The organism is Amycolatopsis nigrescens CSC17Ta-90 (assembly GCF_000384315.1).
Taxonomy (GTDB): Bacteria; Actinomycetota; Actinomycetes; order Mycobacteriales; family Pseudonocardiaceae; genus Amycolatopsis; species Amycolatopsis nigrescens.
The window spans coordinates 3,597,344-3,620,157 of sequence record NZ_ARVW01000001.1; the positions used below are offsets into that span (position 1 = coordinate 3,597,344).

Consider the following 22,814-nt stretch of genomic DNA (forward strand, 5'->3'; position numbering starts at 1 on the left):
CCGGACCAGGAATGGCTTTGCAACCGCCGTTAGTCGTATGGCCAGCGGTTTCGCCGTTCGGGAGAGCTCATTTCGGTAACGGGCCACCGCGCACGTTACGTAGTGGAAGGGTTACCGGAGTCTGCGGTTCGGCATAGCAGACCAGGTAGACGTTGCCATTCGCGTACTGCTGCGCGCTCGGCCATCGCCAGGCGTAGAACACGTCCTTGCGCCCGTCCCGGATACCGAGATAGTCGTCGATCTTCGGTTTGCAGTGCGGCTCCCCCTGCGCGTTGATCGCGTCCGCCGACGGCATCGGCTGGCCGGGCTCGCCCAGCTTCAGCACGCCGGGCACGGTCTCCGCGACATGCGTGGTGTTGCACGGCACCCGCTGGACCGCCGCGTCGCGCGCCTTGACCGAAGAGCAGATCTGGTAGTTGAAGATCCCGTCGCCGGCCAGCACGCCGCTCAGCGAGCCGGTGCGCGAGGTGCCCTTACCGTCCACATTGATCTCGGAGACCCCGCAGAGCTGCCAGCGCTCGCCACCGGCCCACTGCTGCTTGTTCGGCCAGGCCATCCAGGCGTCCAGGCTGGTCACCGCGAACTCGCCGCTGCCGAGGTAGCCGGTTAGCGCGGCGTAGCAGTCCGGCATCTCGGCGTTCAGCAGCGCGGTCTGCTCCGGATAGCCCGCACCGGCGGCCTGGCCGATCTCGGTGACTGCGGTGATCTCCACGGTGTGCGCCGCACTGCACTGGCGCGGGGTGATGTTGTCGTCCAGCACGCATTCGCCGACCTTCGGCAGCACGGTCGGCTTGGGCTTCGGCGGCGCGGGTGGCGGTGGTGGCGGTGCCCCGGCGACCGCCGTACCGGGCACCGCGCTGGCGCAGGACACCAGGCCGAGCATCCCGGCGACCATGAATACGAGTGCCGCGATCCGGCGTTCCCAGACTTTCCGCACAGCGCACCCCCTCGCCCGATTCGCCGACTGTACCCAGGTGCTGATCAAATCGATATCGGACAAGCGTGACTACGCCCGTCCGGGGTCTTAGGGTCAACGCGGCATTGGCGGCGGGAACGGAAGTGTTGGGTGAGGCGCATGGCTGGCAAGCACAGCGGGAAGGTGACCGGGTTCCAGTTCAGCCCGTGGAACCTGCTGCTGATCATTCCCCTGCTGATCCTGGTCACGCCGCTGTTCAACTTCCATGAGCCGCGACTGTTCGGCATGCCGTTCTTCTACTGGTCCCAGCTGGCGTTCGTGGTCGTCGGGGTGATCTGCGTCGGCCTGGTGTACGCGCTGACCAGGCGGGTCGGCACCAACCCGGAGCCCGACCGGCTGCCGGTCGACGAGCTCGATGAAGGGGAGACCCGGTGAAGACGGAGTTGGTGCTGGCGCAGGCGCCGGGAGCCGGGCTGCAGTGGACCGAGCTGATCATCTTCAGCGCGCTGTTCCTGCTGGTGACCGTGCTCGGCTTCGTCGCGTCGAAGTGGAAGGCCGGGTCGACCCTGGACCACCTCGACGAATGGGGCCTCGGCGGGCGCAAGTTCGGCTCCTGGATCACCTGGTTCCTGCTCGGCGGTGACCTCTACACGGCGTACACCTTCGTCGCGGTGCCGGCGCTGGTCTTCGGGGCCGGCGCGCTCGGCTTCTACGCGCTGCCGTACACGATCCTGGTCTACCCGATCGTGCTGATGCCGGCGCTGCGGATGTGGTCGGTGTCCAGGGTGCGGGGCTACGTCACCCCGGCCGACTTCGTGCGCGGCCGGTTCGGCTCGCCGACACTGGCGCTGCTGATCGCGGTCACCGGGATCGTCGCGACCATGCCCTACATCGCGCTGCAACTGGTCGGGCTGGAGTCGGTGCTGCGCACCCTCGGCCTGAACGGCTCCGGCATCGTGGGGCACCTGCCGCTGCTGGTCGCGTTCGTCATCCTGGCCGTGTACACCTACCAGTCCGGCCTTCGCGCGCCCGCGCTGATCGCGTTCGTCAAGGACATCCTGATCTACCTGGTGATCCTGGTCGCGGTGCTCTACCTGCCGAGCAAGCTCGGCGGCTGGGAGGGGATCTTCGGCGCCGCGGAGAAGAAGTTCGCCGAGTCCAAGTCGACCAGCGACGGCACCCTGCTCAACCGCAACAACCAGCTGCAGTACCTGACGCTGGCCCTCGGTTCGGCGCTCGCGCTGTTCCTCTACCCGCACTCGCTGACCAGCGTGCTCGCCTCGCGCGGGCGCAGCGTGATCAAGCGGAACATGGTCGCGCTGCCCGCGTACTCGTTCCTGCTCGGCCTGCTCGCGCTGCTCGGCTACGTGGCGATCAGCGCGGGCGTCAAGCCGATCAACAACGCGGCCACCGGGAACCCGGACTCCAACACCGTGGTGCCGGTGCTGTTCGACACCCAGTTCCCGGCCTGGTTCGCCGGTATCGCCTTCGCCGCGATCGGGATCGGCGCACTGGTGCCGGCGGCGATCATGTCCATCGCCGCGGCGAACCTGTGGACGCGCAACATCTACAAGGAGTACTTCAAGCGGGACGCGACGCCGGGCCAGGAGGCGAAGCAGGCCAAGCTGGCCTCGCTGATCGTGAAGTTCGGCGCGGTGGCGTTCATCCTGTTCATCGACCCGCAGTTCTCCATCGACCTGCAGCTGATCGGCGGAGTGCTGATCCTGCAGACCCTGCCCGCGGTGGCGCTTTCGCTGTACACCAGGTGGTTCCACCGCTGGGGCCTGATCGCCGGCTGGGTGGTCGGCATCGGCTGGGGCGTGATCATGCTCTACGGCATCCCGAATCCGGCCAACGGCAAGGCCCACTTCGGCGGGTCGGCGCTGCCGCTGAAGGACCTGTCGCTGTTCGGCTGGCACCCGTTCCCCGGCGAGATGATGCAGATCTACCCCGGCTTCATCGCGCTGATCGGCAACCTGGTGGTGGCGGTGCTGGTCACCGTCGTCGCGCGGCGGCTCAAGGTCTCCAACGGCACCGACGAGACCGAGGGCACCGACTACCACACCGACGAGCACGACAAGGACCTCCGCGCCATCGGCGTCCACTAGCTCCAGGCCCGAGGTCCCTTAAGGCCACCATAGGGGCGTTCAAGTCCCCTAAGGTGGCCTTAAGGTCGTCAGGCGGGGAGTTCAGCGGAAGCGACCCAGTACTCGGTGAACCGGCCGTCCCGCACGCGCAGGATGTCGTTGCCGAGGAACCGGGCCCGTTCGCCGTCCGGAGTGGTGCCGGTGCCGATCCAGCGGCCGGCCACCAGGTCGCCGTCGGCCATCGGGCCGACCGTCAGCTCGAACTCGAGGTCGGTGAACATGCCCTGGGTTTCGGCGATCAGCGCGGCCAGCTCGGCCGGGCCGGTCACCTCCCGGTCCGGCCAGTGCCCGGCGAAGTCCGCGGACACCAGCTGCTCGGCGGCGTCCGGGCTGCCGTTCCACAGCTCGTCCAGCCAGCGCCGGTAAAGCTCGCGTGCCACTTCGCTCATTCGCTCCTCCTTGCCGTATGGGTGCACTCCCCTCGTCGCCCGGCACGGTAGTTCTCCGACGGTCAGGTCGCGAACTTTCGGGGGCTTGTGCGGCGGACGCGCGCCGGACAAGGTGATCAACCGTGATGACGAGGTCAGCCGGGTTCGGGCGGGTGGTCGGCGCCGGGGTCGTCGGCACCACCGTGGAGTTCTTCGACTTCTTCCTCTACGCCAGCGCGGCGACCGCGATCTTCCCGCAGGTGTTCTTCCCCGGCTCCGAGGGACTGCTCGGGGTGCTCGCCGCACTGCTCACCTACGCGGTCGGGTTCGTGGCCAGGCCGATCGGCGGGGTGCTCTTCGGGCATTTCGGCGACCGGCTCGGCCGCAAACGGCTGCTGGTGATCAGCCTGCTGATGATGGGGGTGGCTTCCGCGCTGATCGGTGTGCTGCCCGGGTACGCCGAGATCGGCGTGGCCGCGCCGATCCTGCTCACCGTGCTGCGCCTGGCGCAGGGCTTCGCGCTCGGCGGCGAGTTCGGCGGCGCGGTGGTGCTGGTCGCCGAGCACGGGCCGCCGAAGCGCCGCGGGTTCTGGACGGCATGGCCGCAGACCGGCGGCCCGCTCGGCAACCTGCTCGCCAACGGCGCGCTCACCACGGTCGCCTGGCTGACCACGGACGCGCAGTACGGCTCGTGGGGCTGGCGGCTGCCGTTCATCGCGTCGCTGCTGATCGTCGGGATCGGGCTGTGGATCCGGCTGCGGGTGGAGGAGTCCCCGCTGTTCACCGCGGCGGCGAAGGCGGAACGCACCGTGCGGACGCCGCTCCTGCGCGTCTTCGTCGAGCATCCGAGGCCGCTGTTCAGCGCGTTCGCGGCCCGTCTCGGGGAGAACGCCGCCTTCTACGTGTTCACCGTCTTCCTGCTCGTCTACGCGCAGCACCTCGGCGTGCCGAAGGGAGTGGCGACCGGCGCGGTGACCGCGGGCTCGGTGGTGCAGGTGCTCGGCATGCTGGCCGGCGGCGCGCTGTCCGACCGGTTCGGCCGCCGCCCGGTGGCGGTCATCGCCGCGGTGCTGGCCGCGGGCTGGACGCCGGTGTTCTTCGCACTGGTCGGCGGCAAGGCATCGGCCGCCATCTTCCTCGCGGTGGCCACCGGGCTACTGCTGCACGGGCTGCTCACCGGGGCGCAGTCGGCCTTCTACACCGAGCTGTTCAGCACCGAGCTGAGGTACTCCGGGGTCTCCATCGGCTACCAGGCGGCGACCATGTTCTCCGGTGCGGCCGCGCCGCTGATCGGCACCGCCTTCCTGCGCAGCACCGGTTCCGCCACCCCGGTGGTGCTGATGCTGATGCTCTGCCTGGCGCTGACCGTGGTCGGCATGCTCGTCGTCCCCGAGACCCGCCACAAGCAACTGTCGTGAGTGATTTGTGTTGCCAGGACAACACAAATCACTCACGACGTGCATTCGGCCAGGCGTCGGCGGAGGAAGCGCAGCTGGGCGTCGGAAGCGGGCAGTTCGAGCGCGCGCCGGTAGTAGCCGGCTGCCCGCCCGCGGTCGCCGGCCCGCAGCCAGAGCGCACCCAGCGCGGCGGGCAGCGGCAGGTGCCTGGCCAGTCGCGGGTCGCCTTCCAGCCGTTCCAGCTCGGTGATCCCGGCGGCCGGGCCGCGCACCATGGCCAGCGCGATCGCCCGGTTCAGCCTGGCCACCGGGGACGGCCGCAGGGCGAGCAGCTGGTCGTAACAGGCCAGCACCCCGGCCCAGTCGGTCTCACCTGGCCGCACGTGGCAGAGCGCGATCGCGGCTTCCACGTGGTACGCGGACAGCTCCGGCCCGGTGCAGGCGGCGTCGAACAGCCGGGTGCCCTCGGCGATCATCGCGTGGTCCCAGCGGTCGCGGTCCTGGTCGTCGAGCAGCAGGAGGTCGCCGGACTCGCTGACCCTGGCCGGCAGCCTGCTGGCCTGCAGCAGCAGCAACGCGAGCAGCGCCCGTGCCCGCGGGGTGCTCGTGCGCGGGTCCAGGTGCAGCAGCCTTGCCAGCCGGATCGCCTCGCCGCACAGCTCCCGGCGGACCGGCGCCTCGCCCACGGTCGCGTCGTAACCTTCGTTGAACAGCAGGTACAGCACCGAAAGTACACTGTCCACTCTGGACTCGACGAACTCCGGGCCTGGTAGCTCGATCGGCTGGCCGCTTTCCCGCAGCCACCGTTTCGCCCTGCCGAGCCGCTGTGCCACGGTGGCCGGCTTGGTCAGCAGCGCGTCCGCGATTTCGCGTACCCCGAGCCCGCCGACGGTCTTCAGGGTCAGCGCCACCCGCGACGTCGGCACCAGCTCCGGGTGGCAGCACAGCAGCATCATGGCCAGCTCGTCGTCACCGGAGTCCGGTTCGCCGCCGTCGCCCAGTTCGGCCAGCAGCGGCAGCTTGGACCGTTCCAGGTCCTCGCGCCGGAGCAGGTCGACCGCCCGGTTGCGCGCGGTGCGGAACAGCCAGCCGCCGGGGTTGTCCGGCACGCCGGCCTGCGGCCAGGTGCGCAACGCCTGCACCAGCGCGTCCGCCACCGCCTCCTCGGCCAGCTCCAGCCGGGCCGGGCCGAGTGCGCGGGCCAGCGTGGCGGTGATCCGCCCGGCACTGTGCCGGAACAGATGCTCCACCACGCCGGCCGGCGCGCCCATCAGGCTTCGCACCCCTGTTCGCCGACCTTGCGCACCTCGAGCGACCCGAAGTCCAGGTGCGGGTGGCTGCCGAAGATCTTCTCGGCCTCGTCCAGGTCGGCCGCCTCGATCACCAGGAAGCCACCGAGGACCTCGGAGGCCTCGGTGTACGGCCCGTCGGTGACGTCCAGCTCTTCGCCGTTCTTCCGCAGGGTCCGGCCCTTGCTCGCGGACAGCCCGCCACCGCCGACCGGGTTGCCGGCTTTGGCGAGATCCTCGCTCCAGGCCATGTACCGCTCGAACGTGCGCTGGCCCTCGTCCGGGCTCAGCTCGGCGAACTCTTTCCCGGTGCTGCGCAGGAACGCGACGTAATTCGGCATGTCTCTCCTCCATCGTGCACGGTCAAAGCGCTCCCTAGACGAACGAGGCCGCCCGGAATCGACACCAGTAGCTTGTCGAGTATGAGCGAGCAGGTGAGCAGGTTCGGCGTGACCGAACTCGAAGAGTTGCCCGAGGACCTCCGCGAGCGGGTCGGGGTGATCGCGGGGAAGTCCGGTTTCGTGCCGAACATCTTCCGCGCGCTCGGCAGGCGGCCCGCCGAGCTGCGGGCCTTCCTGGACTACCACGACGCGCTGATGGAACGGTCCGACGGGCTGAGCAAGGCCGAGCGGGAGCTGGTCGTGGTGGCCACCTCCGGCGCGAACCACTGCACCTACTGCGTGGTCGCGCACGGCGCGATCCTGCGGATCAGGTCGAAGGACCCGCAGCTCGCGGACCGGGTGTCGAGCAACCCGTGGCAGGTGGAGCTGGACGAACGTGGCCGCGCGATCGTCGACCTCGCGCTGGCGCTTTCGCAGGACTCCGCGCTGTTCGGCGAACCGGACCTGGCCGCGGCCCGCGACGCCGGGCTGACCGAGGACGAGATCTGGGACGTCGGCGCGATCACCGCGCTGTTCGCCATGTCGAACCGGCTGGCCCACCTCACCGCGCTGCGGCCGAACGACGAGTTCTACGGGATGGGCCGCTAGAAGCGGAACAGGCCGGGGTGCATGTCGCGGCGGATCCGGTACTGCCGGACGAGCCTGGCCAGCCAGCGGCGGGGGCCGCGGGCGGCGCGTGCCCACAGCGAGGGCGTGGAGAACCGGCGCGGGTCCTCGCGCGGGGTGAACGACTCGCCGGTGAGCACCACCACCGGGTGGCCGTGCGGGCAGCTGCCGCGCACCGAGATCATCCCCGGCGCCAGGTTGTGCACCCACTCGACCTCGTCCACGCCGAGCAGCGTCCGCCGGTCGCAGGCCGGGCAGTACATGACGAACACGGCTACAGCTCCAGCCGCCAGGTCTGGCTGGTCAGCGGATGGCCGAAGCCTTCGAACGGCTCCTCCGCGACCAGCCGGAACCCGGCCTGCTGATAGATCCGGCGGGCCGCGGCGAGCAGATCCACGGTCCACAGCTCGATCGCGGTGTGCCCGCTGGCCTTGGCGAACGCGAGGCATTCGCCGACCAGCCGCCTGCCGACGCCGGCTCCGCGTGCGGCCGGTTCGACCAGCAGCAGCCGGAGCTTCGCGGTGCGTTCGTCCGGCCCGCGCGTGCAGAACACGCAGCCGGCGCGCTCGCCGTTCAGCTCGGCGATCCAGCCGGCCTCGCGGTCCGGGTCGCGGCCGTCCACGTAGTCCGCGACCACCCTGGCCACCAGTGCTTCGAAGCCTTCGTCCCAGCCGTACTCCTCGGCGTAGAGCGCGCCGTGCCGGTGCACCACCCAGCCGAAGTCGCCGGGGGCGGGCGGCCGGAGCACCAGCGCCGGATCGGCCGGTGGTTCGGCGGTGACCAGGTTGGCGATGGTGTCCATCGCGCCGAGCAGCCGGCGCTGGTCCTGGTCGCCGAAGCGTTCCAGCAGCCCGCCGATCTGCTCGGTGCTGCGCGCGTCCAGCACCCGGAAGGCCGCGCGGCCCGCTTCGGTGAGCCGGACGACCTGGCGCCGGGCGTCGGATTCGCAGCGGTCACGGGCCAGCAGCCCGCGCTCCTCCAGCCTGCCGAGCAGCCGGCTGGCGTAACCGGCGTCCAGCTCGAGGCGGCGGCGGAGGTCGGCGACCTGCGTGGTCTCCTGCCGGGACAGCTCGAAGATCAGGCGGGCTTCGCTGAGCGAGTACTCGGCGTCGGCAGGGCCTTCGTCCAGCACCCCGATCACCCCGGTGTAGAGCCGGTTGAAGGCGCGCACCGTGGCGACCCGTTCGGCCAGCTGCTGCGAGTTCATGAACCACCCCGACAAGATCGTTGACGGAGTCAAAGAGTACTCGGCATGACGGCGACGGCAACGGGTTTTTTCGGGGGGCTTCCCAGGGAGACCTGGGCAAATGGAAACCCCGTGATGCTGCCAGGTCGGGGGTCCGCCAGCATCACGGGGTCATAAGGGGTATCGACGCCACCTTCGGCGGCGTTACACCCTCTGCTCTATGTGTCATAGGTCACTCTAACGGGTGAAGATCTGCCCGCTGGTGTCCCACGGTTGGGGCAGGTCAGCGCATGTGCGGCTGGCGAGCCTGGGCGATCGCGATCAGCTCCTGACGAACGGTCGCGGTGGCCGCGGTGTCGATCGCCCGGTTCAGCGCCCGGCGAGTGCGAGCCTCGGCGCGACGGGCACGGAGCTTGGCGGCGATGTTGTTCATCGGTTTCTGCTTCCCCTTGTGTCTTGGTGGCTGATGCCTCTAGTATGCACCTTTTTTCACAAGGTTGCCAACGATTATCCGGTGACATGGCACACCTGCCGATGAATCATCGGTGACTTCGGCGCTAAGCCGATTAATTTTGGTGGCGCCGCTCACGTCCGGCTAACGTCTCCGCCAATATCACTATCTCTACCAAAATTTCTATATATCCTTAGGCAACCCGATGCGGGCAAAAAGCCGGCTATTTGCCCTGGTCAGTCGTCGGTGCGGCCGAGCAGGTAGTGCCCGAAGTGCGGCACGGTGAAGGCGATGTGCCCGCGCTCGGCCGAGTACACCAGGCCCTTCTTCATCAGGCTGTCCCGCGCCGGCGACAGCGACGAAGGCTTCCGACCCAGGTAGACGGCCACATCCGAGGTGCCGGCCGGCTCGTCGCGGCCCTGGGTCAGCTCGGCCATGGCCAGCAGGTACTCCCGTTCGGCCGGGGTGGCCCGCTCGTAACGCGAGCCGAAGAAGCCCACCGCCAGCTCGGACTCCGCCTCCGGCGCGGCGACCTGCACGTCCTTGACCGTGATCGGGTCCGCCGGCGCGGCATCCCAGGCGGCCTTGCCGTAGGCCTGGATGAAGTACGGGTAGCCGCCGGACGCGTCGAACATCGCGTCCAGTGCCTCCGGCACGATGCCGGCCTCTTCGCGCTCTATCGGCGCCAGCACCGCGCGGTCGGCGTCCTCGCGGTCCAGCCGGTCGATCCGGGAGTAGCGGAACAGCCGCTCGGAGTAGGACTTCGACGCGGACAGCACCGCGGGCACGTGCGGCAGCCCGGCACCGACCACCACCAGCGGCGCCCCGGACTGGGACAGCTCGTGGCAGGCGGCGCACAGCGCGGAGACGTCCTCCGGGCCGAGGTCCTGGATCTCGTCGATCAGCAGGGAGACCCCGGTGCCCACGTCCGCGGCCAGTTCCGCCACGTCGGTGAACAGCTCGACCAGGTCGATCTCGATGTCGCCGGAGTCCGCCCTGCCCTGCGCGGCCGGCGCGTCGATTCCGGGCTGCCAGCGGTCGCGGAGTTTCGCGTCCGATTTGTTGGCCCGCAGCGCGAACGCCTTGAGCACGCCGAGCACGTCCTCCACCCGGTCCGGGGCGCGGTGCCGGACCGCCAGGTCGCGGATCGCCCGGTGCAGGGCCGCGGACAGCGGACGGCGCAGGTCCGCGTCCGGCCTCGCCTCGATCTTGCCGGCGCCCCAGCCGTGCCGGACGGCCATCGAGCGGAGCTCGCCGAGCAGCACGGTCTTGCCGACCCCGCGCAGGCCGGTGAGCACCAGGCTGCGTTCGGGCCGTCCCTTTGCCACCCGCTCCAGCACCACTTCGAAGGCGTGCAGCTCGCGCTCCCGGCCTGCCAGCTCCGGCGGCCGTTGCCCCGCGCCTGGTGCGAACGGATTGCGGATGGGGTCCATCGCTAGGACCGTATCGGGCTTTCTAGTGCCAGCGCGAGAAAGGCACAGAAATACTTAGGTGTGTCGAGCCCGAGCAGGTCTGCAGCCCTGCTCGGTGGTCTAGTCGCTGAGGTTGCGCTCGGCGTAGACCTTCATCGCGTCACGGATGAACTCCGCGGTGCCCTCGCCGTGACGGTCGTAGTTGGCCGTGAAGCGAGGGTCGTCGACGTACAGCTGACCCAGCCCGATGAAGTAGCACTTCGTCGGATTGGTCGTGATCGACAGCCACTCGAAGTGCCGCTGCGTGATGGCCTGCGCTTCCGCGCTGTCCGGCGTGCTGCCGGCCTGGTGCGCCTTGGCGTAGTCCATCGCGATGTCGAGCTGCTGCTGCTGGAACGCCTTCTTCTCGGCGTCGCTCAGCGAGCGCCACCAGCGGTCGCCCTTCTCGTAGGCATCGCGGCCCCAGCGCTCGGTCACCTCCTCCTCGTACTGGGTGTGATCGAAACCGTCGAATACTTCCTGTGCCATGAGTTGTTCACCTCCTTCCGTTTTCCGGAGCGTTGTCTTCACCGACTCGATCTGCCGACCGATCCGCTGCCGCTCCTGTTCCAGCAGCTTGAGGTGGGTGCGCAGCGCTGCGGCGGTGTCCCGCTGCCCGTCGAGGACCTCGGCGATGGCCGGTAGGCCGAGGCCGAGCTCTCGCAGCAGCAGGATTCGCTGCAACCGCACCAGGGCCTGCTCGTCGTAGTATCGGTAGCCGTTCGTGCCGACCCGGCTCGGCCGGAGCAGGCCGAGCTGGCCGTAGTGGCGCAAGGTGCGGCTGGTGGTACCGGCCGAGCGTGCGATGTCCTGGATGGACCATTCCATCGCGACCCCTCCCTTCGGTGTGCTTACCAAGGTAGAAGTTGACGCAACGTCAAAGTCAAGCCGACTTCTCCGCCTCTTCACCCGATAGGGGGTGTCACCGGCGTCTAGCTGCGAAAAGGTGGGCGGATGAGCCTTCGCAAGCCCTTGGCGGTCCTGCTGGCCGCCCTCGGTGTCCTGGCCGGCACGGCAGCTCCCGCCCAGGCGCGGCTCCAGCCCCGCCCCGGGTTCGACATCCAGGCCCATCGCGGCGGCATCGGCCTGACCGTGGAGGGCACGCTCGCCGCCTTCTCCCGCGCGATGGAACTCGGCGTGACCACGCTGGAGCTGGACATCCAGATCACCTCGGACGGCCGCGAGGTGATCACGCACGACCGCCGGATCAACCCGGCCAAGTGCGCGGACACCGGTCCGGTCACGCCGGGCGACCCGCAGTTCCCGTACGCCGGCAAGTACGTCAAGGACCTCACCTTCGCGCAGGTGCGCACCCTCGACTGCGGTTCGCAGCGCCAGCCGAACTTCCCCGGCCAGCAGCTCTCGCCCGGTGCGAAGATGCCGACCCTGGCCGAGCTGTTCGCGCTGGCGCGCCGCCATCACGCCTGGGGCCTGCGGTTCAACGTGGAGACCAAGGTGGAAGCGGCGGCACCGGCGGAAACCGCGCCGCGCGAGCAGTTCGTCCGGCGGGCCGCGCGCGAGATCACCCGGTCCGGGTTCGCGGCCAACGTGACCGTGCAGAGCTTCGACTGGGGTGCGTTGATGCTGATGCACCGCACCGCGCCCTGGCTTCGCACGGTCGCGCTCACCCAACCCGAGTTCCTCCAGGTCGGCCTGCCCGGCCGGTCGCCGTGGCTGGGCGGGCTGGACATCGACGACTTCGGCGGCAGCCCGGTCCGCGCGGTCCGCTCGTTCGGCGCGAGCGCGCTCTCCCCGGTGCACGGCAATCCGCAGGGCGGTGGGGTCGGCGACCCGGGTTATCAGCCGTTCACCACGAAGGCGCTGGTCGACGAGGCGCACCGGGCCGGGATCAAGGTGATCCCGTGGACCGTGGACGACAAGCCGACCATGCACAAGCTGATCGACGACGGCGTGGACGGGATCATCACCGACTATCCGGACCGGCTGCGCGAGGTGGCCGCGAGCCGCGGTTTCACGCTGCCGCGCGGCTATCCGGCGCGCCGCTAGCGGACTCTACAGCCCTATAGCTCAAATATTAGAAAGCTTGAGAAACCACTACCGGGCATAGCCGGGCGGGTTTACGGGTAAGGACTGGGTGCCGGGGGTAACTTCGGCAGCACAGCTCCTTTACCTGGAAGGCAGAAGACCGTGATCCTGCGCCGACTGGCCCGTCCACTGCTGGCCGCCACCTTCGTCAGCGGCGGCATCGAGACGCTCCGGCACCCGGAGACGCGCGTCAAGATGGCGCAGCCGTTCCTGGAGAAGACCGTCGAACGGCACGCGGACAAGCTGCCGGACGGGGTACCGACCGACCCGCAGACCCTGGTCCGGATCAACGGCGCGGTGATGGTCGGTGCCGGCACCGCGCTCGCCCTCGGCAAGGCGCCGCGGCTGGCGTCGCTGCTGCTGTTCGGCAGCCTGGTGCCGACCACCCTGGCCGGGCACGCCTACTGGGAGAAGCAGGACCCCGACGAGCGGGCGCAGCACCGGGTGCACTTCCTCAAGAACGCCGCCATCGGGGGCGGGCTGCTGATCTCCGCCGCGGACACGCACGGCAAGCCGTCGCTGAACTGGCGCGCCAAGCGGGCCGCCGGCGAGGTGGGCAAGAAGGCCGACAAGATCGCCGGAAAAGCCGACAAGGCGGCCAAGAAGGCCAAGAAGAAGGGCAAGCAGGCGCTGCCGAAGTAGCGGCTACTTGCTCGCCACCCGGCGGTAGCGGGCCGCGGCCAGCGGCGCGAACACCGCGATGATCAGCACGCAGCACAGGATCGAGTAGAGGGCGGCGTTCTCGGCCGGCCAGCCGGTCGGCGGCGGGCCGAACGAGTTGCCGAACAGGTCCCGGCTGGCGTTGATCACCGCGGTGAACGGGTTCCACTCCGCGATCGCCCGCAGCACGCTCGGCAGCTTGTCCGCCGGCACGAAGGCGGACGAAATGAAGCTGAGCGGGAACATCCACACCAGCCCAGCGCTCTGCGCCACCTCGACGCTGCGCGCCACCAGCCCGATCAACGCGCCGACCCAGGACAGCGCCCAGGCGAACATCAGCATCACCAGGTAGCCGAGCACCGCGTCGGTGAAGCTGCCGCGGATCCGCCAGCCGACGATCAGCCCGCACAGCGACATCACGACCAGCGCGATCACGCTGACCAGCAGGTCGGAGGTGGTGCGGCCGATGATCACCGCGAACCGGGAGATCGGCAGCGAGCGGAACCGGTCGATGATGCCCTTCTGCAGGTCGTTCGCGAACCCGATCACGGTGAACGCCGAGTTGAACGCCACCGTCTGCGCGAAGATCCCGGCGATCAGGAACTCGCGGTAGGCCGCGCCGCCCGCCTCGCCGCCGATCGCGTCGCCGAAGACGTAGGCGAACAGCAGCACGAACATGATCGGCTGCAGGGTGGCCGCCATCAGCCAGTCCGGGTTGCGCCGGACGTTCATCAGGTTGCGCCAGGTGATCACTCCGCCGTCGGAGAAGCCCTTCGCGATCGCGTTCACGCGTCCTCCTCGGCGGCATGCCCGGTCAGGGAAAGAAAGACGTCGTCCAGGGTCGGCCGGTGCAGCGCCACGTCCTGCACCACGATGTTCTGCGCGTCCAGCCGGCGCAGCGCCTCGATCAGCGCCTTCGGCCCGGTGTCCACCAGCACGTCCACCTTGCGGGTGTGCTCCGCCACGGTCGGCTCGGCGGCGCCGACCTCGGCCAGCACGGTGGCCACCGCGGGCAGGTCGTCCGGGCTGGCCACCACCAGCTCCAGGCGCTCGCCGCCGATCTGCGCCTTCAGCTCGTCCGCGGTGCCGCGGGCGATCGCCTTGCCCTTGTCGATCACCACGATCCGGTCCGCGAGCTGGTCGGCCTCCTCCAGGTACTGCGTGGTGAGCAGCACCGTGGTGCCGTCCGCGACCAGCTCCTTGATCACCGTCCAGGTGTCGATCCGGCCGCGCGGGTCCAGCCCGGTGGTCGGTTCGTCCAGGATCACCACGCTCGGCTCGGCCACCAGCGCGCCGGCCAGGTCGAGCCGTCGCCGCATCCCGCCGGAGTAGCCCTTCGACGGCCGGTCGGCGGCGTCGGTGAGCTGGAACCGCTCCAGCAGCTCGCGGGCCCGAGCCTTCGCCGAAGACTTCTTCCGCCCGTACAGCCGGCCGACCATGTACAGGTTCTCGAACCCGGTCAGGTTCTCGTCCACCGCCGCGTACTGCCCGGACAGGCCGATGGAGCGGCGGACCGCGTCCGGCTCGGCCAGCACGTCGTGCCCGGCCACGTACGCCTGACCGGAGTCCGGTCTGAGCAGGGTGGTCAGGATGCGGACCATGGTCGTCTTGCCGGCGCCGTTCGGCCCGAGCAGGCCGAGCACCTCGCCGACCGGGACTTCCAGATCCACCCCGTCCAGCGCGCGTGTGGCGCCGTACGTTTTCACCAGCGCCTTCGCGCTCACCGCGGGTTGCGACATACCGGAACTCCCCTGCCTGGACTGGTGCCCAGACTAGAAGGCGAGTCCGACAAAAGCGCTGTATTTACGCCGGTACGGCTCATTTCTCCATGATCGCGGTGATGCCCTGCCCGCCCGCCGCGCAGATCGAGATCAGGCCGCGGCCGGAACCCTTCTCGTGCAGCAGCTTGGCCAGGGTCGCCACGATCCGGCCGCCGGTCGCGGCGAACGGGTGGCCGGCGGCCAGCGAGGAGCCGTTCACGTTCAGCTTCGACCGGTCGATCGAGCCGAGCGGGCCGTCCAGGCCGAGCTTCTCCTTGGCGAAGGCCGGGTCCTCCCACGCCTTCAGTGTGCTCAGCACCTGGGATGCGAACGCCTCGTGGATCTCGTAGAAGTCGAAGTCCTGCAAGGAAAGCCCGGCGCGCGCCAGCATCCGCGGCACCGCGTAGGCCGGGGCCATCAGCAGGCCCTCGCCGCCGTGCACGTAGTCCACCGCGGCGGTCTGCGAGAAGGTCAGGTACGCCAGCACCGGCAGGTTCCGCTCGGCCGCCCACTCCTCGGTGGCCAGCAGCACGGTGGACGCGCCGTCGGTCAGCGGGGTGGAGTTCGCCGCGGTCATGGTGCCGTCCTGGCCGCCGAAGGCCGGCTTGAGCTTGGCCAGCTTTTCCACGGTTGAGTCGGCGCGCAGGTTCTGGTCGCGGGAGAGCTTGAGGAACGGGGTGACCAGGTCGTCGAAGAAGCCGCGGTCGTAGGCGGCGGCGAGGTGTTGGTGGCTGGCCGCGGCCAGCTCGTCCTGCGCCTCGCGGGTGATCTCCCACTGCTTCGCGGTGCGTGCCGCGTGCTCGCCCATGGACAGCCCGGTGCGCGGTTCGGCGTTGCGCGGGATGGCCGGCACGATGTGACCGGGCCGGATCTTGGCGATCAGCTTGAGCCGCTCGCCGACGGTCTTCGCCGAGTTGAGCTGGATCAGGATCCGGCGCAGGTCCTCGTTCACCGGCAGCGGCGCGTCGCTGGTGGTGTCCACGCCACCGGCGATCGCGGAGTCGAGCTGGCCGAGCGCGATCTTGTTCGCCACGTTCACGATCGCCTGCAGGCCGGTGCCGCAGGCCATCTGCACGTCGGAGGCCGGGGTCGCCGGGGACAGCTTGCTGCCAAGCACGCTCTCCCTGGCCAGGTTGAAGTCCTTGGAGTGCTTGAGCACCGCGCCGGCCGCGACCTCGCCGATCACCTCGCCCTGCAGGTTGAACCTGGCCACCAGGCCGTCCAGCGCGGCGGTGAACATGTCCTGGTTCGACGCCGTCGCGTAGGGCCCGTTGGACCTGGCGAACGGGATCCGGTTACCGCCGATGATCGCGACCTTGCGCATGCCCGCCACCTTCTCTGTGTTCTTCGCGTCCTTCTCCGGGGCCTTCTTGGCGGTACGGGCGCGTCCGCTCGCCGTGCTCCGGCCGGTCGACTTTCCGCCTGCTGCGGTCATTGCGTCCTCGCAATCGCGATCAGAGATGTGCAACCCGGAATCGAGTGTAACCTACCCGCGAGTAGGTTAGTATGGCGAGTGACCAAGAAGGCGCACGAGGGTTCCGATGGCGGCACTGCCTGGTAGATGCCGCCTCCACGGGAGGAAATATGTCGGCGGACCGGTACCAGCAGTTCACCAAGACTCCGGTCGGGAGGTTCCTGGTGCCCAGGCTCGGCCTGCCGAACCCGGCCACCCTGCGCCGGTACAAGCCGGGCCAGCCCGCACTGGACGGGCCGGCGCTGTTCGGCGCCGCACCCGGCGGACGCCTGGAGAAGACGGTTCGGACCCAGCTAGGCGACGCCGGCATCGAGGTGCTCACCGCCGCGGCCGAGGACAAGAAGTACGGCGCGCTGGTGTTCGACGCCACCGGCATCACCGACCCCAAGCAGCTGCGTGAGGTCTACAAGTTCTTCCAGCCGGTGATCCGCAAGGTGGGCGCGTCCGGCCGGGTGGTGGTGCTGGGCACCCCGCCGGAACTGGTCGAGGGCCGCGAGCGGATCGCGCAGCGGGCGCTCGAAGGCTTCGTCCGCTCGACCGGCAAGGAGCTCAAGCGGGGCGCCACCGCGCAGCTGGTGTACATCGCCGCCGGCGCCGAGGACGCGGCCGAGTCCACCCTGCGCTTCCTGCTGTCGGCGAAGTCCGCGTTCGTGGACGCGCAGGTGATCCGGGTCGGCGGGGTCGGCGTGCCCGCGGTGCGGGCGCCGGAGAACTGGGACAAGCCGCTGGACGGCAAGGTCGCGCTGGTCACCGGCGCCTCGCGGGGCATCGGCGCGGCGATCGCCGAGGTGCTCGGCCGCGACGGCGCGCACGTGGTCGCGCTGGACATCCCGGCGCAGGGCGGCGACCTCGCCAAGGTGGCGAACCGGGTCGGCGGCTCCTCGCTGCAGCTGGACATCACCGCGGCCGACGCGCCGGACAAGCTCGCCGCGCACCTGCTCGAGCGGCACGGCGGGGTGGACATCGTGGTGCACAACGCGGGCATCACCAGGGACAAGACGCTCGGCAACATGGCCGAGGGCGGCTGGGACTCGGTGCTCTCGGTGAACCTCGCCTCGCAGCTCGCGGTGAACGACAAGCTGCTCACGGACAAGGTGCTGCGGGACAACGGCCGGATCATCGGCGTCTCCTCGATCGCCGGGATCGCCGGCAACGTCGGCCAGACCAACTACGCGACCAGCAAGGCCGGCGTGATCGGGATGGTCGACGTCGGCGCGCCGCTGCTGGCCGAACACGGCGGTACCATCAACGCGGTCGCCCCCGGTTTCATCGAGACCAAGATGACCGCCGCGGTCCCGCTGTTCATCCGTGAGGCGGGCCGCCGGCTGTCCAGCCTCGGCCAGGGCGGGCTGCCGGTGGACGTGGCCGAGACCATCGCCTGGTACGCGAACCCGGCCTCGACCGCGGTGAACGGCAACGTGGTCCGCGTCTGCGGCCAGGCACTGCTGGGAGCGTGACGGCCATGGTGATCAAGGAACTGTCCTCCCCGCCGAGCCTCGGCACGCTCTACCCCAAGGCGCTGGTCGGCGGGTTGCTGCCCGGCGGCAAGACCGGGAAAACCCTCCCGGACACCGAGTTCGTCCGGTCCGGGGTGGTGGTCGATCCGGCGCACCTCGCCGCGTACAACCGGGTCTGCGAGTTCCGGCTGACCGACCAGCTGCCCGCGACCTACCCGCACATGCTGGCGTTCCCGCTGCAGATGGCGTTGATGACCGAGCAGGGCTTCCCGTTCCCGTTGCTGGGCATGGTGCACCTGGCGAACCGGATCACCCAGCACCGGCCGGTGACCCTCGGCGAGTCCTTCAGCGTGCGGGTGCGCGCGGAGAACCTGCGCCCGCACGAAAAGGGCACCCAGTTCGACATGATCAGCGAGCTGGTGCCGTCCGACACGCCGGACGGTCCTGTTTGGACGGACGTGAGCACCTACCTGCACCGCGGCGGGTCCGGCGGCGAACGCGGCAAGGGCGAGCAGCTCTCCGCGCCGGCGTCCACCGCGGTCTGGCAGGTGCCGGCGGACATCGGCCGCCGGTACGCTGAGGTCTCCGGCGACCGCAACCCCATCCACCTGCACGCGCTGACCGCGCGCGCGTTCGGTTTCCCCGCCGCGATCGCGCACGGCATGTGGACCAAGGCGCGCTGCCTCGCCGCGTTCGAGGGCAGGCTGCCCGACGCCTACACGGTGGACGTGCGGTTCAAACTGCCGGTGCTACTGCCGGCGAAGGTGGCCTTCACGTCTTGGCGGGCGGGTGACGGGTGGGCGTTCGAGCTGTGGAACGCCCGCAAGCCCAAGCCTCATCTGGAGGGCACCATCACCTCATGAGCCCGGCGAGGTGGCCGCCGGCGTGCTCTCGGACGGGCGCCAGATCTCGCCTTCGACCAGGTCGTTGAAGCCGAGCCAGACCAGGTTCATCAGCCAGGACGCCAGCACGCCGTCGCTCACCTCGCTGTGGTCCAGCCACCAGTCGGCCAGCGACTCGGCCGCGCCGACCAGCGCGGCGGACAGGCCCTCGCCGGAGAACTCGGCCTGCTCGCCGAGGCCCTTCCTGGCGCCCGCGTTCACCACCAGCGCGGCCACCAGCTCGATCGCCCTGCTGCGCATCGCGGTCACTTCGGCGGCGAACTCACCGCCGACGGTCAGCGCCTGCCGGTGCAGCACGGTCCACGACTCGCGGTACTCGGCGACGAACCGGTAGAACGAGCGGAGCCCGTGCCAGAGCTGCATGTCGGGCGGTAGTTCTGGTTGCACTCCGGCCTGGACGGCCTCCAGCAGCCGGGTGGCCTCGCGCCGGATGCACTTCGCGAAAAGGTCTTCCTTGGAGCCGAGATACGTGTAGATCATCGGCTTGGAGACGCCGGCCACCTCGGAAATCTCGTCCATCGACGCGGAGTGGTAGCCGTAGCGGGAGAACACCTGGACCGCGGCGTCCAGAATCTGCCGCTCGCGGACCGCCCTCGGTAGCCGGCGAGCCCGCTGTACTTCCTCGGTCACACGGACCTCCTTTCCGGCACAAAGTTACCTGGAGCGCGCCGACCGGTGTGACTTTGCGGAGGATCGGGCTGCTTGCCGCGGAACCTACTGGCGCGTAGCCTTACGCACGAGTAGGTAACGTGGGAGGGGCCATGACGGACGATACCGGCGCAGGACTGGTGGGACTGCGGGGAACGGCACTGGTCAAGGCACTCGAACGGATGGACCCCGGTGCGCTGGAGCTGCGTTCGCTGGACGTGAACACGCTCGCCTCCGCCATCGACCCCACCGAGCTCGGCAAGGACGACTTCCGCCGGCTGCTGGCGGTGCTGGACAAGGTCGCCGCGAACGTGCCGGAGCTGGACCTGAGCAAGGTCGAACCGCGGCACTTCGCCGGACTGGTCGCCAAGGCGTCCCAGGACCAGCTGGACCGCGTCGTCGCCGAGCCGCGGCTGCGGGCCAGGCTGCTCGACGAGATCTTCGACCGGATGAAGGCGCACATCAAGCCGGACCGGGGGCGGGACCTGCACGCCGTGGTGCACTGGTGGCTCACCGGCGGGTCGGACGAGGACGGTTACGACCGGTACGAGACGGTGCTCCGCGACGGCGACTGCACGGTCCGCCGTGAGCTGACCGAAAAACCGAGGGTGACCATCACGATCGGGCCGACCGACTTTCTGCGGCTGATCACCCATCAGGCCACTCCGGCGGTATTGTTCGTCACCGGGAAGATCAAGGTTAAGGGCGATCTCGCATTCGCCGCCAGTATGATCGGATTCTTCGACCTTCCCAAACCATAGGAATGCTCCTACACTTCGCTGGCGTGGACCCGGAACCGATACGGAAAAGCCGGTGGGCGCGGTGGTTTTCCCGCCCGGTGCGGCAGCCGGTGCCGGACGAGCATCCCATCAACGGCTTCGCCCGGCAGATCGACCTGCGCAAACTGAGCCCCGAGCAGTTCATCCAGCTGCTGGAGACGCTGCACATGCTCGGCGTCGCCGGTGCCGGGGTGGAACTGACCTCGTTGTCCACCGAAACGCTGGTGGACGTCGTCGCGCGGGCCGGTAAGGAACAGCTGCGGGCCATTGCCGAACACGCCGAACTACGCTCGGTATTCCTGGACGAGATATTTCGCCGAATGTCCGACCATTTTGTCGAGGATAAGGCCAGGAATGTCAGCCTGGTGGTCGCATGGCGGTTCCCCGAAGGGGACGGGGACGACGGTTTCGACCGCTTCCAGACGGTTATCGAGGACGGGGTCTGCGTGTCCAGCGCGGACCTGGGGCGCGACCCGGACACCACCATCACGGTGGCCGCGGACGACTTCTTCCGGATGGCCACCGGGGCGGTCGCGGTGGCCACCATGTTCATGACCGGCCGGGTGCGGGTGAAGGGCGAGTACGCCCCCGCGGTGCGGTTCAGCAGCTACTTCGACATCCCGAGGCCGGCGGCCTAACCGGCGTCGATCACCGGGTGGCTCCGCTGCGGCCGGTCGTCTCCCGGCGGCTCCGAGACCACCTCGCTGTCCACCACCATCACCGGCCCGCGGGCCTGGTTCGCGTGCTGCACCGTGCGCTTCTCGATCCGGCGCAGCCAGGCGCGGCGGAACACGCCACGGGTGGGCAGGAGCAGCAGCAGGCCGAGCACGTCGCTGACGAAGCCCGGGATCATGATCAGCACCCCGCCGAGCGCGATCAGCATCCCGTCGGTGATCTCCGCGTGCGCCGGCCTGCCCGCCTGTGCGGTCTGCATGAACGCGCGGGCGGCACGGGCGCCCTCGCGGCGGGCCAGCCACGAGCCGAGGAACGCCCCGGCCAGCAGCAGCCCGATCGTGCCGAGGAAACCGATGGCCGAGCTCACCGCCCAGACGGCGGCCACCTCGGCAACCACGTACAGCAGAATCACAACGCCCATACCCCTACAACGACTCCGCCCCCTGATTTGCTCCCGCCCCTCAAGGCCCCCTTTGTTACCTTCAACGCCCCAAAGGTGGCCTTGAGGGCACGGTCAGCGGGTGGCGCCGTGCAGGAAGACGTCGACCAGCTCTTCGGTGTCCACCGCATGATCGGGCGCGCGCGAGCGGCTGAACAGCAGGGACAGGAACAGTGCGGCGAGTTTCTTCGCGGGCAGGCGCAGGTCGTCGCGCTCGGGCTCGAAGAGTTCGGCGATCGCCTGGTGCATCGCGTTGAGCGAGTCCTGACGGCTGTCTTTCCCAGGCGCCGCGGCATTGGCCGTCTCCTCCGGCGGCCTGCGCCCGGCGCGGCCGCTGACGTCGTGAGTGGAAAGTGTTGCCAGAGCAACACTTTCCACTCACGAGGGCAGATAGCTAGAAGGTGATGGCCATCGCCGGGTCGCCGAGCAGGGCGCCGACGTCGGAGAGGAACTCCGAGCCCTGCTGACCGTCCACCACCCGGTGGTCGAAGCTCAGCGAGAGCTGCATGACCTTGCGCACCACGACCTCGCCGTCCACCACCCACGGGGTGTCCCGGATGGTGCCGAGCGCCAGGATGGCGGACTCGCCGGGGTTGATGATCGGCGTCCCGGTGTCGATCCCGAACACGCCGATGTTGCTGATGGTGAAGGTGCCGTTCAGCATCTCGGCCGGCGTGGTCTTGCCCGCCCGGGCGGTGGCGGTGAGCTGCTCCAGCGCACCGGCCAGCTCGGTCAGCGACATCGCGTCCGCGTCGTGGAGCTTCGGCACCACCAGGCCCCGCGGGGTGGCCGCGGCGATGCCGAGGTGCACGTAGTCCTTGTAGACGATCTCGCGGTTCTCCTCGTCCCACACCGCGTTCACGTCCGGCGTGCGCTTCGCCGCCATGCAGACCGCTTTCGCCGCGAAGGCCAGCGGAGTCAGCTTGACCCCGGCGAACGCGCGGTTGGCCTTCAGCCGCTCCCGCAGCTCCATCATCGGCGTGACGTCCACGGTGAGGAACTCGGTCACGTGCGGAGCGGTGAACTTGCTCTGCACCATGGCCTGCGCGGTCATCTTGCGCACGCCCTTGATCGGCACCCGGCGTTCCCTGGTGCCGGGGTCGTAACCGGCAGGCTCGGCTGGCTGGGACGACGCCGCTGAGGTCACCGGCCCCTCGGCCGCTCGCCGCACGTCCTCACGGGTGATCACGCCGCCCTCGGCCGAACCGGCCAGCGCGCGCAGGTCCACCCCGAGGTCCTTGGCCAGCTTGCGCACCGGCGGTTTCGCCAGCGGAACCTGGCCGCCCCGCACCGGCTCCGGTTCTGGTGCCGGGGCCGGCGGTGCGCTGACCGGGGCCGGTGCGCTCGGCACCGGCTGGGCGCCCTCCGGCTCCTTGCGCGCCCGTCGTTTGGTCGCCACGGCCTTCGCGCCGTAACCGACCAGCGGCTTCATCTCCTCTTCGGCGGCCGGTTCCGCTGCGGCCGAACCGTTGTTGCCGGACGTAGCGGGTGCGGAACCGCCGGGGTCGACGTCGATGGTCAGGATCGGCGTGCCGACCTCCACCGTCTGCCCCGGTTCGACGAGCAGCTCGGTGACCACGCCGGCCCACGGGATGGGCAGCTCCACGGCGGCCTTGGCGGTCTCCACCTCGACCACGATCTGGTTCACCGTCACCTCGTCACCCGGCTTGACGTGCCAGGTCAGGATGTCGGCTTCGGTCAGCCCCTCGGCGGTGTCGGCCAGGGGGAACTGTTTGTACTCGGGCATTTGTGCGGATCCCCC

The 22,814-nt window shown here is 69.5% G+C and carries 26 protein-coding genes; 10 read left to right on the top strand and 16 right to left on the bottom strand.

Annotated features, from left to right (window positions below):
• Positions 1 to 67: 67 nt before the first annotated feature.
• Positions 68 to 937 (bottom strand): septum formation family protein, encoded by an 870-nt coding sequence (locus AMYNI_RS44705; protein WP_157357377.1) that lies wholly within the window; start codon positions 935 to 937, stop codon positions 68 to 70.
• A 138-nt stretch (positions 938 to 1,075) separates the two neighbouring features.
• Here AMYNI_RS44705 and AMYNI_RS0116790 point away from each other — a divergent pair, with 138 nt between their 5' ends.
• Complete coding sequence (locus tag AMYNI_RS0116790) at positions 1,076 to 1,351, top strand: DUF3311 domain-containing protein (RefSeq protein ID WP_020669184.1); 276 nt, start codon at positions 1,076 to 1,078, stop codon at positions 1,349 to 1,351.
• Positions 1,348 to 3,024 (top strand): monocarboxylate uptake permease MctP, encoded by a 1,677-nt coding sequence (gene mctP, locus AMYNI_RS0116795; RefSeq protein ID WP_020669185.1) that lies wholly within the window; start codon positions 1,348 to 1,350, stop codon positions 3,022 to 3,024. The genes AMYNI_RS0116790 and mctP overlap by 4 nt, the downstream gene beginning before the upstream one ends.
• 68 nt (positions 3,025 to 3,092) lie before the next feature.
• Here mctP and AMYNI_RS0116800 read toward each other — a convergent pair whose 3' ends face one another.
• Positions 3,093 to 3,452 (bottom strand): ester cyclase, encoded by a 360-nt coding sequence (locus AMYNI_RS0116800; protein ID WP_020669186.1) that lies wholly within the window; start codon positions 3,450 to 3,452, stop codon positions 3,093 to 3,095.
• Between the two features lie 125 nt (positions 3,453 to 3,577).
• Between AMYNI_RS0116800 and AMYNI_RS0116805 the strand changes: the two genes are divergently transcribed.
• Positions 3,578 to 4,849 (top strand): MFS transporter, encoded by a 1,272-nt coding sequence (locus AMYNI_RS0116805; RefSeq protein WP_020669187.1) that lies wholly within the window; start codon positions 3,578 to 3,580, stop codon positions 4,847 to 4,849.
• Between the two features lie 32 nt (positions 4,850 to 4,881).
• Here AMYNI_RS0116805 and AMYNI_RS0116810 read toward each other — a convergent pair whose 3' ends face one another.
• Together AMYNI_RS0116810 and AMYNI_RS0116815 are read right to left on the bottom strand one after the other, a co-directional pair.
• Complete coding sequence (locus AMYNI_RS0116810) at positions 4,882 to 6,111, bottom strand: RNA polymerase sigma factor (RefSeq protein WP_245573937.1); 1,230 nt, start codon at positions 6,109 to 6,111, stop codon at positions 4,882 to 4,884.
• Entirely contained in the window at positions 6,099 to 6,458 is a 360-nt protein-coding gene (locus tag AMYNI_RS0116815; RefSeq protein ID WP_020669189.1) for a YciI family protein, read from the bottom strand. Before AMYNI_RS0116815 ends, AMYNI_RS0116810 begins: the two co-directional genes overlap by 13 nt.
• Positions 6,459 to 6,539: 81 nt before the next feature.
• Here AMYNI_RS0116815 and AMYNI_RS0116820 point away from each other — a divergent pair, with 81 nt between their 5' ends.
• Positions 6,540 to 7,106 carry a peroxidase-related enzyme gene (locus AMYNI_RS0116820; protein WP_020669190.1) on the top strand — a complete coding sequence of 189 codons (567 nt, stop codon included), beginning with the start codon at positions 6,540 to 6,542 and terminating at the stop codon, positions 7,104 to 7,106.
• Here the strand turns inward: AMYNI_RS0116820 and AMYNI_RS0116825 are convergent.
• The 5 genes from AMYNI_RS0116825 to AMYNI_RS0116845 all read right to left on the bottom strand — a co-directional run bounded on the left by AMYNI_RS0116825 (position 7,103) and on the right by AMYNI_RS0116845 (position 11,040).
• A complete protein-coding gene (locus AMYNI_RS0116825) occupies positions 7,103 to 7,387 on the bottom strand; it encodes a hypothetical protein (protein ID WP_245574182.1) in 285 nt (94 codons plus the stop codon). The genes AMYNI_RS0116820 and AMYNI_RS0116825 overlap by 4 nt on opposite strands.
• A gap of 11 nt (positions 7,388 to 7,398) precedes the next feature.
• On the bottom strand, positions 7,399 to 8,331 hold the full coding sequence (locus AMYNI_RS0116830) for a bifunctional helix-turn-helix transcriptional regulator/GNAT family N-acetyltransferase (RefSeq protein ID WP_020669192.1): 933 nt from the start codon (positions 8,329 to 8,331) through the stop codon (positions 7,399 to 7,401).
• Positions 8,332 to 8,593: 262 nt separating this feature from the next.
• Complete coding sequence (locus AMYNI_RS49565) at positions 8,594 to 8,743, bottom strand: hypothetical protein (RefSeq protein WP_020669193.1); 150 nt, start codon at positions 8,741 to 8,743, stop codon at positions 8,594 to 8,596.
• Positions 8,744 to 8,997: 254 nt separating this feature from the next.
• Positions 8,998 to 10,194 carry an ATP-binding protein gene (locus AMYNI_RS0116840; protein WP_020669194.1) on the bottom strand — a complete coding sequence of 399 codons (1,197 nt, stop codon included), beginning with the start codon at positions 10,192 to 10,194 and terminating at the stop codon, positions 8,998 to 9,000.
• A gap of 99 nt (positions 10,195 to 10,293) precedes the next feature.
• Positions 10,294 to 11,040, bottom strand: a complete 747-nt coding sequence (locus AMYNI_RS0116845; RefSeq protein ID WP_020669195.1) for a MerR family transcriptional regulator — start codon at positions 11,038 to 11,040, stop codon at positions 10,294 to 10,296.
• Positions 11,041 to 11,166: 126 nt separating this feature from the next.
• Between AMYNI_RS0116845 and AMYNI_RS0116850 the strand changes: the two genes are divergently transcribed.
• Positions 11,167 to 12,219 (top strand): glycerophosphodiester phosphodiesterase family protein, encoded by a 1,053-nt coding sequence (locus AMYNI_RS0116850; RefSeq protein WP_020669196.1) that lies wholly within the window; start codon positions 11,167 to 11,169, stop codon positions 12,217 to 12,219.
• A gap of 141 nt (positions 12,220 to 12,360) precedes the next feature.
• Positions 12,361 to 12,900: a DoxX family protein gene (locus AMYNI_RS0116855; protein ID WP_020669197.1), complete on the top strand. Its 540-nt coding sequence runs from the start codon at positions 12,361 to 12,363 to the stop codon at positions 12,898 to 12,900.
• A 3-nt stretch (positions 12,901 to 12,903) separates the two neighbouring features.
• Here AMYNI_RS0116855 and AMYNI_RS0116860 read toward each other — a convergent pair whose 3' ends face one another.
• The 3 genes from AMYNI_RS0116860 to AMYNI_RS0116870 form a co-directional block, all read right to left on the bottom strand.
• On the bottom strand, positions 12,904 to 13,707 hold the full coding sequence (locus AMYNI_RS0116860) for an ABC transporter permease (RefSeq protein WP_020669198.1): 804 nt from the start codon (positions 13,705 to 13,707) through the stop codon (positions 12,904 to 12,906).
• Complete coding sequence (locus AMYNI_RS0116865; protein WP_020669199.1) at positions 13,704 to 14,657, bottom strand: daunorubicin resistance protein DrrA family ABC transporter ATP-binding protein; 954 nt, start codon at positions 14,655 to 14,657, stop codon at positions 13,704 to 13,706. Before AMYNI_RS0116865 ends, AMYNI_RS0116860 begins: the two co-directional genes overlap by 4 nt.
• A 79-nt stretch (positions 14,658 to 14,736) precedes the next feature.
• Positions 14,737 to 16,113, bottom strand: coding sequence for an acetyl-CoA C-acetyltransferase (locus AMYNI_RS0116870; RefSeq protein ID WP_020669200.1), 1,377 nt, complete (start codon positions 16,111 to 16,113; stop codon positions 14,737 to 14,739).
• Between the two features lie 149 nt (positions 16,114 to 16,262).
• Here AMYNI_RS0116870 and AMYNI_RS0116875 point away from each other — a divergent pair, with 149 nt between their 5' ends.
• Both AMYNI_RS0116875 and AMYNI_RS0116880 read left to right on the top strand, forming a co-directional pair.
• The gene (locus AMYNI_RS0116875; protein WP_020669201.1) at positions 16,263 to 17,609 is read left to right on the top strand and encodes a 3-oxoacyl-ACP reductase; all 1,347 of its coding nucleotides are present in this window, start codon (positions 16,263 to 16,265) and stop codon (positions 17,607 to 17,609) included.
• 5 nt (positions 17,610 to 17,614) lie between these two features.
• On the top strand, positions 17,615 to 18,472 hold the full coding sequence (locus AMYNI_RS0116880) for a MaoC family dehydratase (protein WP_026360556.1): 858 nt from the start codon (positions 17,615 to 17,617) through the stop codon (positions 18,470 to 18,472).
• Here the strand turns inward: AMYNI_RS0116880 and AMYNI_RS0116885 are convergent.
• Positions 18,467 to 19,141 carry a TetR/AcrR family transcriptional regulator gene (locus AMYNI_RS0116885; RefSeq protein WP_020669203.1) on the bottom strand — a complete coding sequence of 225 codons (675 nt, stop codon included), beginning with the start codon at positions 19,139 to 19,141 and terminating at the stop codon, positions 18,467 to 18,469. The two genes, AMYNI_RS0116880 and AMYNI_RS0116885, sit on opposite strands and share 6 nt — an antisense overlap.
• A 131-nt stretch (positions 19,142 to 19,272) precedes the next feature.
• On the opposite strand from AMYNI_RS0116885, the gene AMYNI_RS0116890 reads away from it, so the two are divergent.
• Both AMYNI_RS0116890 and AMYNI_RS0116895 read left to right on the top strand, forming a co-directional pair.
• Complete coding sequence (locus AMYNI_RS0116890) at positions 19,273 to 19,920, top strand: SCP2 sterol-binding domain-containing protein (protein ID WP_020669204.1); 648 nt, start codon at positions 19,273 to 19,275, stop codon at positions 19,918 to 19,920.
• Positions 19,921 to 19,997: 77 nt separating this feature from the next.
• Entirely contained in the window at positions 19,998 to 20,576 is a 579-nt protein-coding gene (locus AMYNI_RS0116895; protein ID WP_020669205.1) for an SCP2 sterol-binding domain-containing protein, read from the top strand.
• Here AMYNI_RS0116895 and AMYNI_RS0116900 read toward each other — a convergent pair.
• The 3 genes from AMYNI_RS0116900 to AMYNI_RS0116910 all read right to left on the bottom strand — a co-directional run bounded on the left by AMYNI_RS0116900 (position 20,573) and on the right by AMYNI_RS0116910 (position 22,799).
• Entirely contained in the window at positions 20,573 to 21,034 is a 462-nt protein-coding gene (locus AMYNI_RS0116900) for an FxsA family protein (protein WP_020669206.1), read from the bottom strand. The genes AMYNI_RS0116895 and AMYNI_RS0116900 overlap by 4 nt on opposite strands.
• Positions 21,035 to 21,127: 93 nt before the next feature.
• Positions 21,128 to 21,430, bottom strand: coding sequence for a hypothetical protein (locus AMYNI_RS49065; protein WP_157357379.1), 303 nt, complete (start codon positions 21,428 to 21,430; stop codon positions 21,128 to 21,130).
• A 16-nt stretch (positions 21,431 to 21,446) separates the two neighbouring features.
• Positions 21,447 to 22,799: a dihydrolipoamide acetyltransferase family protein gene (locus tag AMYNI_RS0116910; protein ID WP_020669208.1), complete on the bottom strand. Its 1,353-nt coding sequence runs from the start codon at positions 22,797 to 22,799 to the stop codon at positions 21,447 to 21,449.
• Between the last annotated feature and the right edge of the window lie 15 nt (positions 22,800 to 22,814).

Coding starts and splice junctions, on each gene's coding strand:
- AMYNI_RS0116790 (WP_020669184.1), top strand. CDS start 1,076: ATGGCTGGCAAGCACAGCGGGAAGGTGACCGGGTTCCAGTTCAGCCCG.
- AMYNI_RS0116800 (WP_020669186.1), bottom strand. CDS start 3,452: ATGAGCGAAGTGGCACGCGAGCTTTACCGGCGCTGGCTGGACGAGCTG.
- AMYNI_RS0116805 (WP_020669187.1), top strand. CDS start 3,578: ATGACGAGGTCAGCCGGGTTCGGGCGGGTGGTCGGCGCCGGGGTCGTC.
- AMYNI_RS0116815 (WP_020669189.1), bottom strand. CDS start 6,458: ATGCCGAATTACGTCGCGTTCCTGCGCAGCACCGGGAAAGAGTTCGCC.
- AMYNI_RS0116820 (WP_020669190.1), top strand. CDS start 6,540: ATGAGCGAGCAGGTGAGCAGGTTCGGCGTGACCGAACTCGAAGAGTTG.
- AMYNI_RS0116825 (WP_245574182.1), bottom strand. CDS start 7,387: ATGTACTGCCCGGCCTGCGACCGGCGGACGCTGCTCGGCGTGGACGAG.
- AMYNI_RS0116830 (WP_020669192.1), bottom strand. CDS start 8,331: ATGAACTCGCAGCAGCTGGCCGAACGGGTCGCCACGGTGCGCGCCTTC.
- AMYNI_RS49565 (WP_020669193.1), bottom strand. CDS start 8,743: ATGAACAACATCGCCGCCAAGCTCCGTGCCCGTCGCGCCGAGGCTCGC.
- AMYNI_RS0116840 (WP_020669194.1), bottom strand. CDS start 10,194: ATGGACCCCATCCGCAATCCGTTCGCACCAGGCGCGGGGCAACGGCCG.
- AMYNI_RS0116845 (WP_020669195.1), bottom strand. CDS start 11,040: ATGGAATGGTCCATCCAGGACATCGCACGCTCGGCCGGTACCACCAGC.
- AMYNI_RS0116850 (WP_020669196.1), top strand. CDS start 11,167: ATGAGCCTTCGCAAGCCCTTGGCGGTCCTGCTGGCCGCCCTCGGTGTC.
- AMYNI_RS0116865 (WP_020669199.1), bottom strand. CDS start 14,657: ATGTCGCAACCCGCGGTGAGCGCGAAGGCGCTGGTGAAAACGTACGGC.
- AMYNI_RS0116870 (WP_020669200.1), bottom strand. CDS start 16,113: ATGACCGCAGCAGGCGGAAAGTCGACCGGCCGGAGCACGGCGAGCGGA.
- AMYNI_RS0116875 (WP_020669201.1), top strand. CDS start 16,263: ATGTCGGCGGACCGGTACCAGCAGTTCACCAAGACTCCGGTCGGGAGG.
- AMYNI_RS0116880 (WP_026360556.1), top strand. CDS start 17,615: ATGGTGATCAAGGAACTGTCCTCCCCGCCGAGCCTCGGCACGCTCTAC.
- AMYNI_RS0116890 (WP_020669204.1), top strand. CDS start 19,273: ATGACGGACGATACCGGCGCAGGACTGGTGGGACTGCGGGGAACGGCA.
- AMYNI_RS0116900 (WP_020669206.1), bottom strand. CDS start 21,034: ATGGGCGTTGTGATTCTGCTGTACGTGGTTGCCGAGGTGGCCGCCGTC.
- AMYNI_RS0116910 (WP_020669208.1), bottom strand. CDS start 22,799: ATGCCCGAGTACAAACAGTTCCCCCTGGCCGACACCGCCGAGGGGCTG.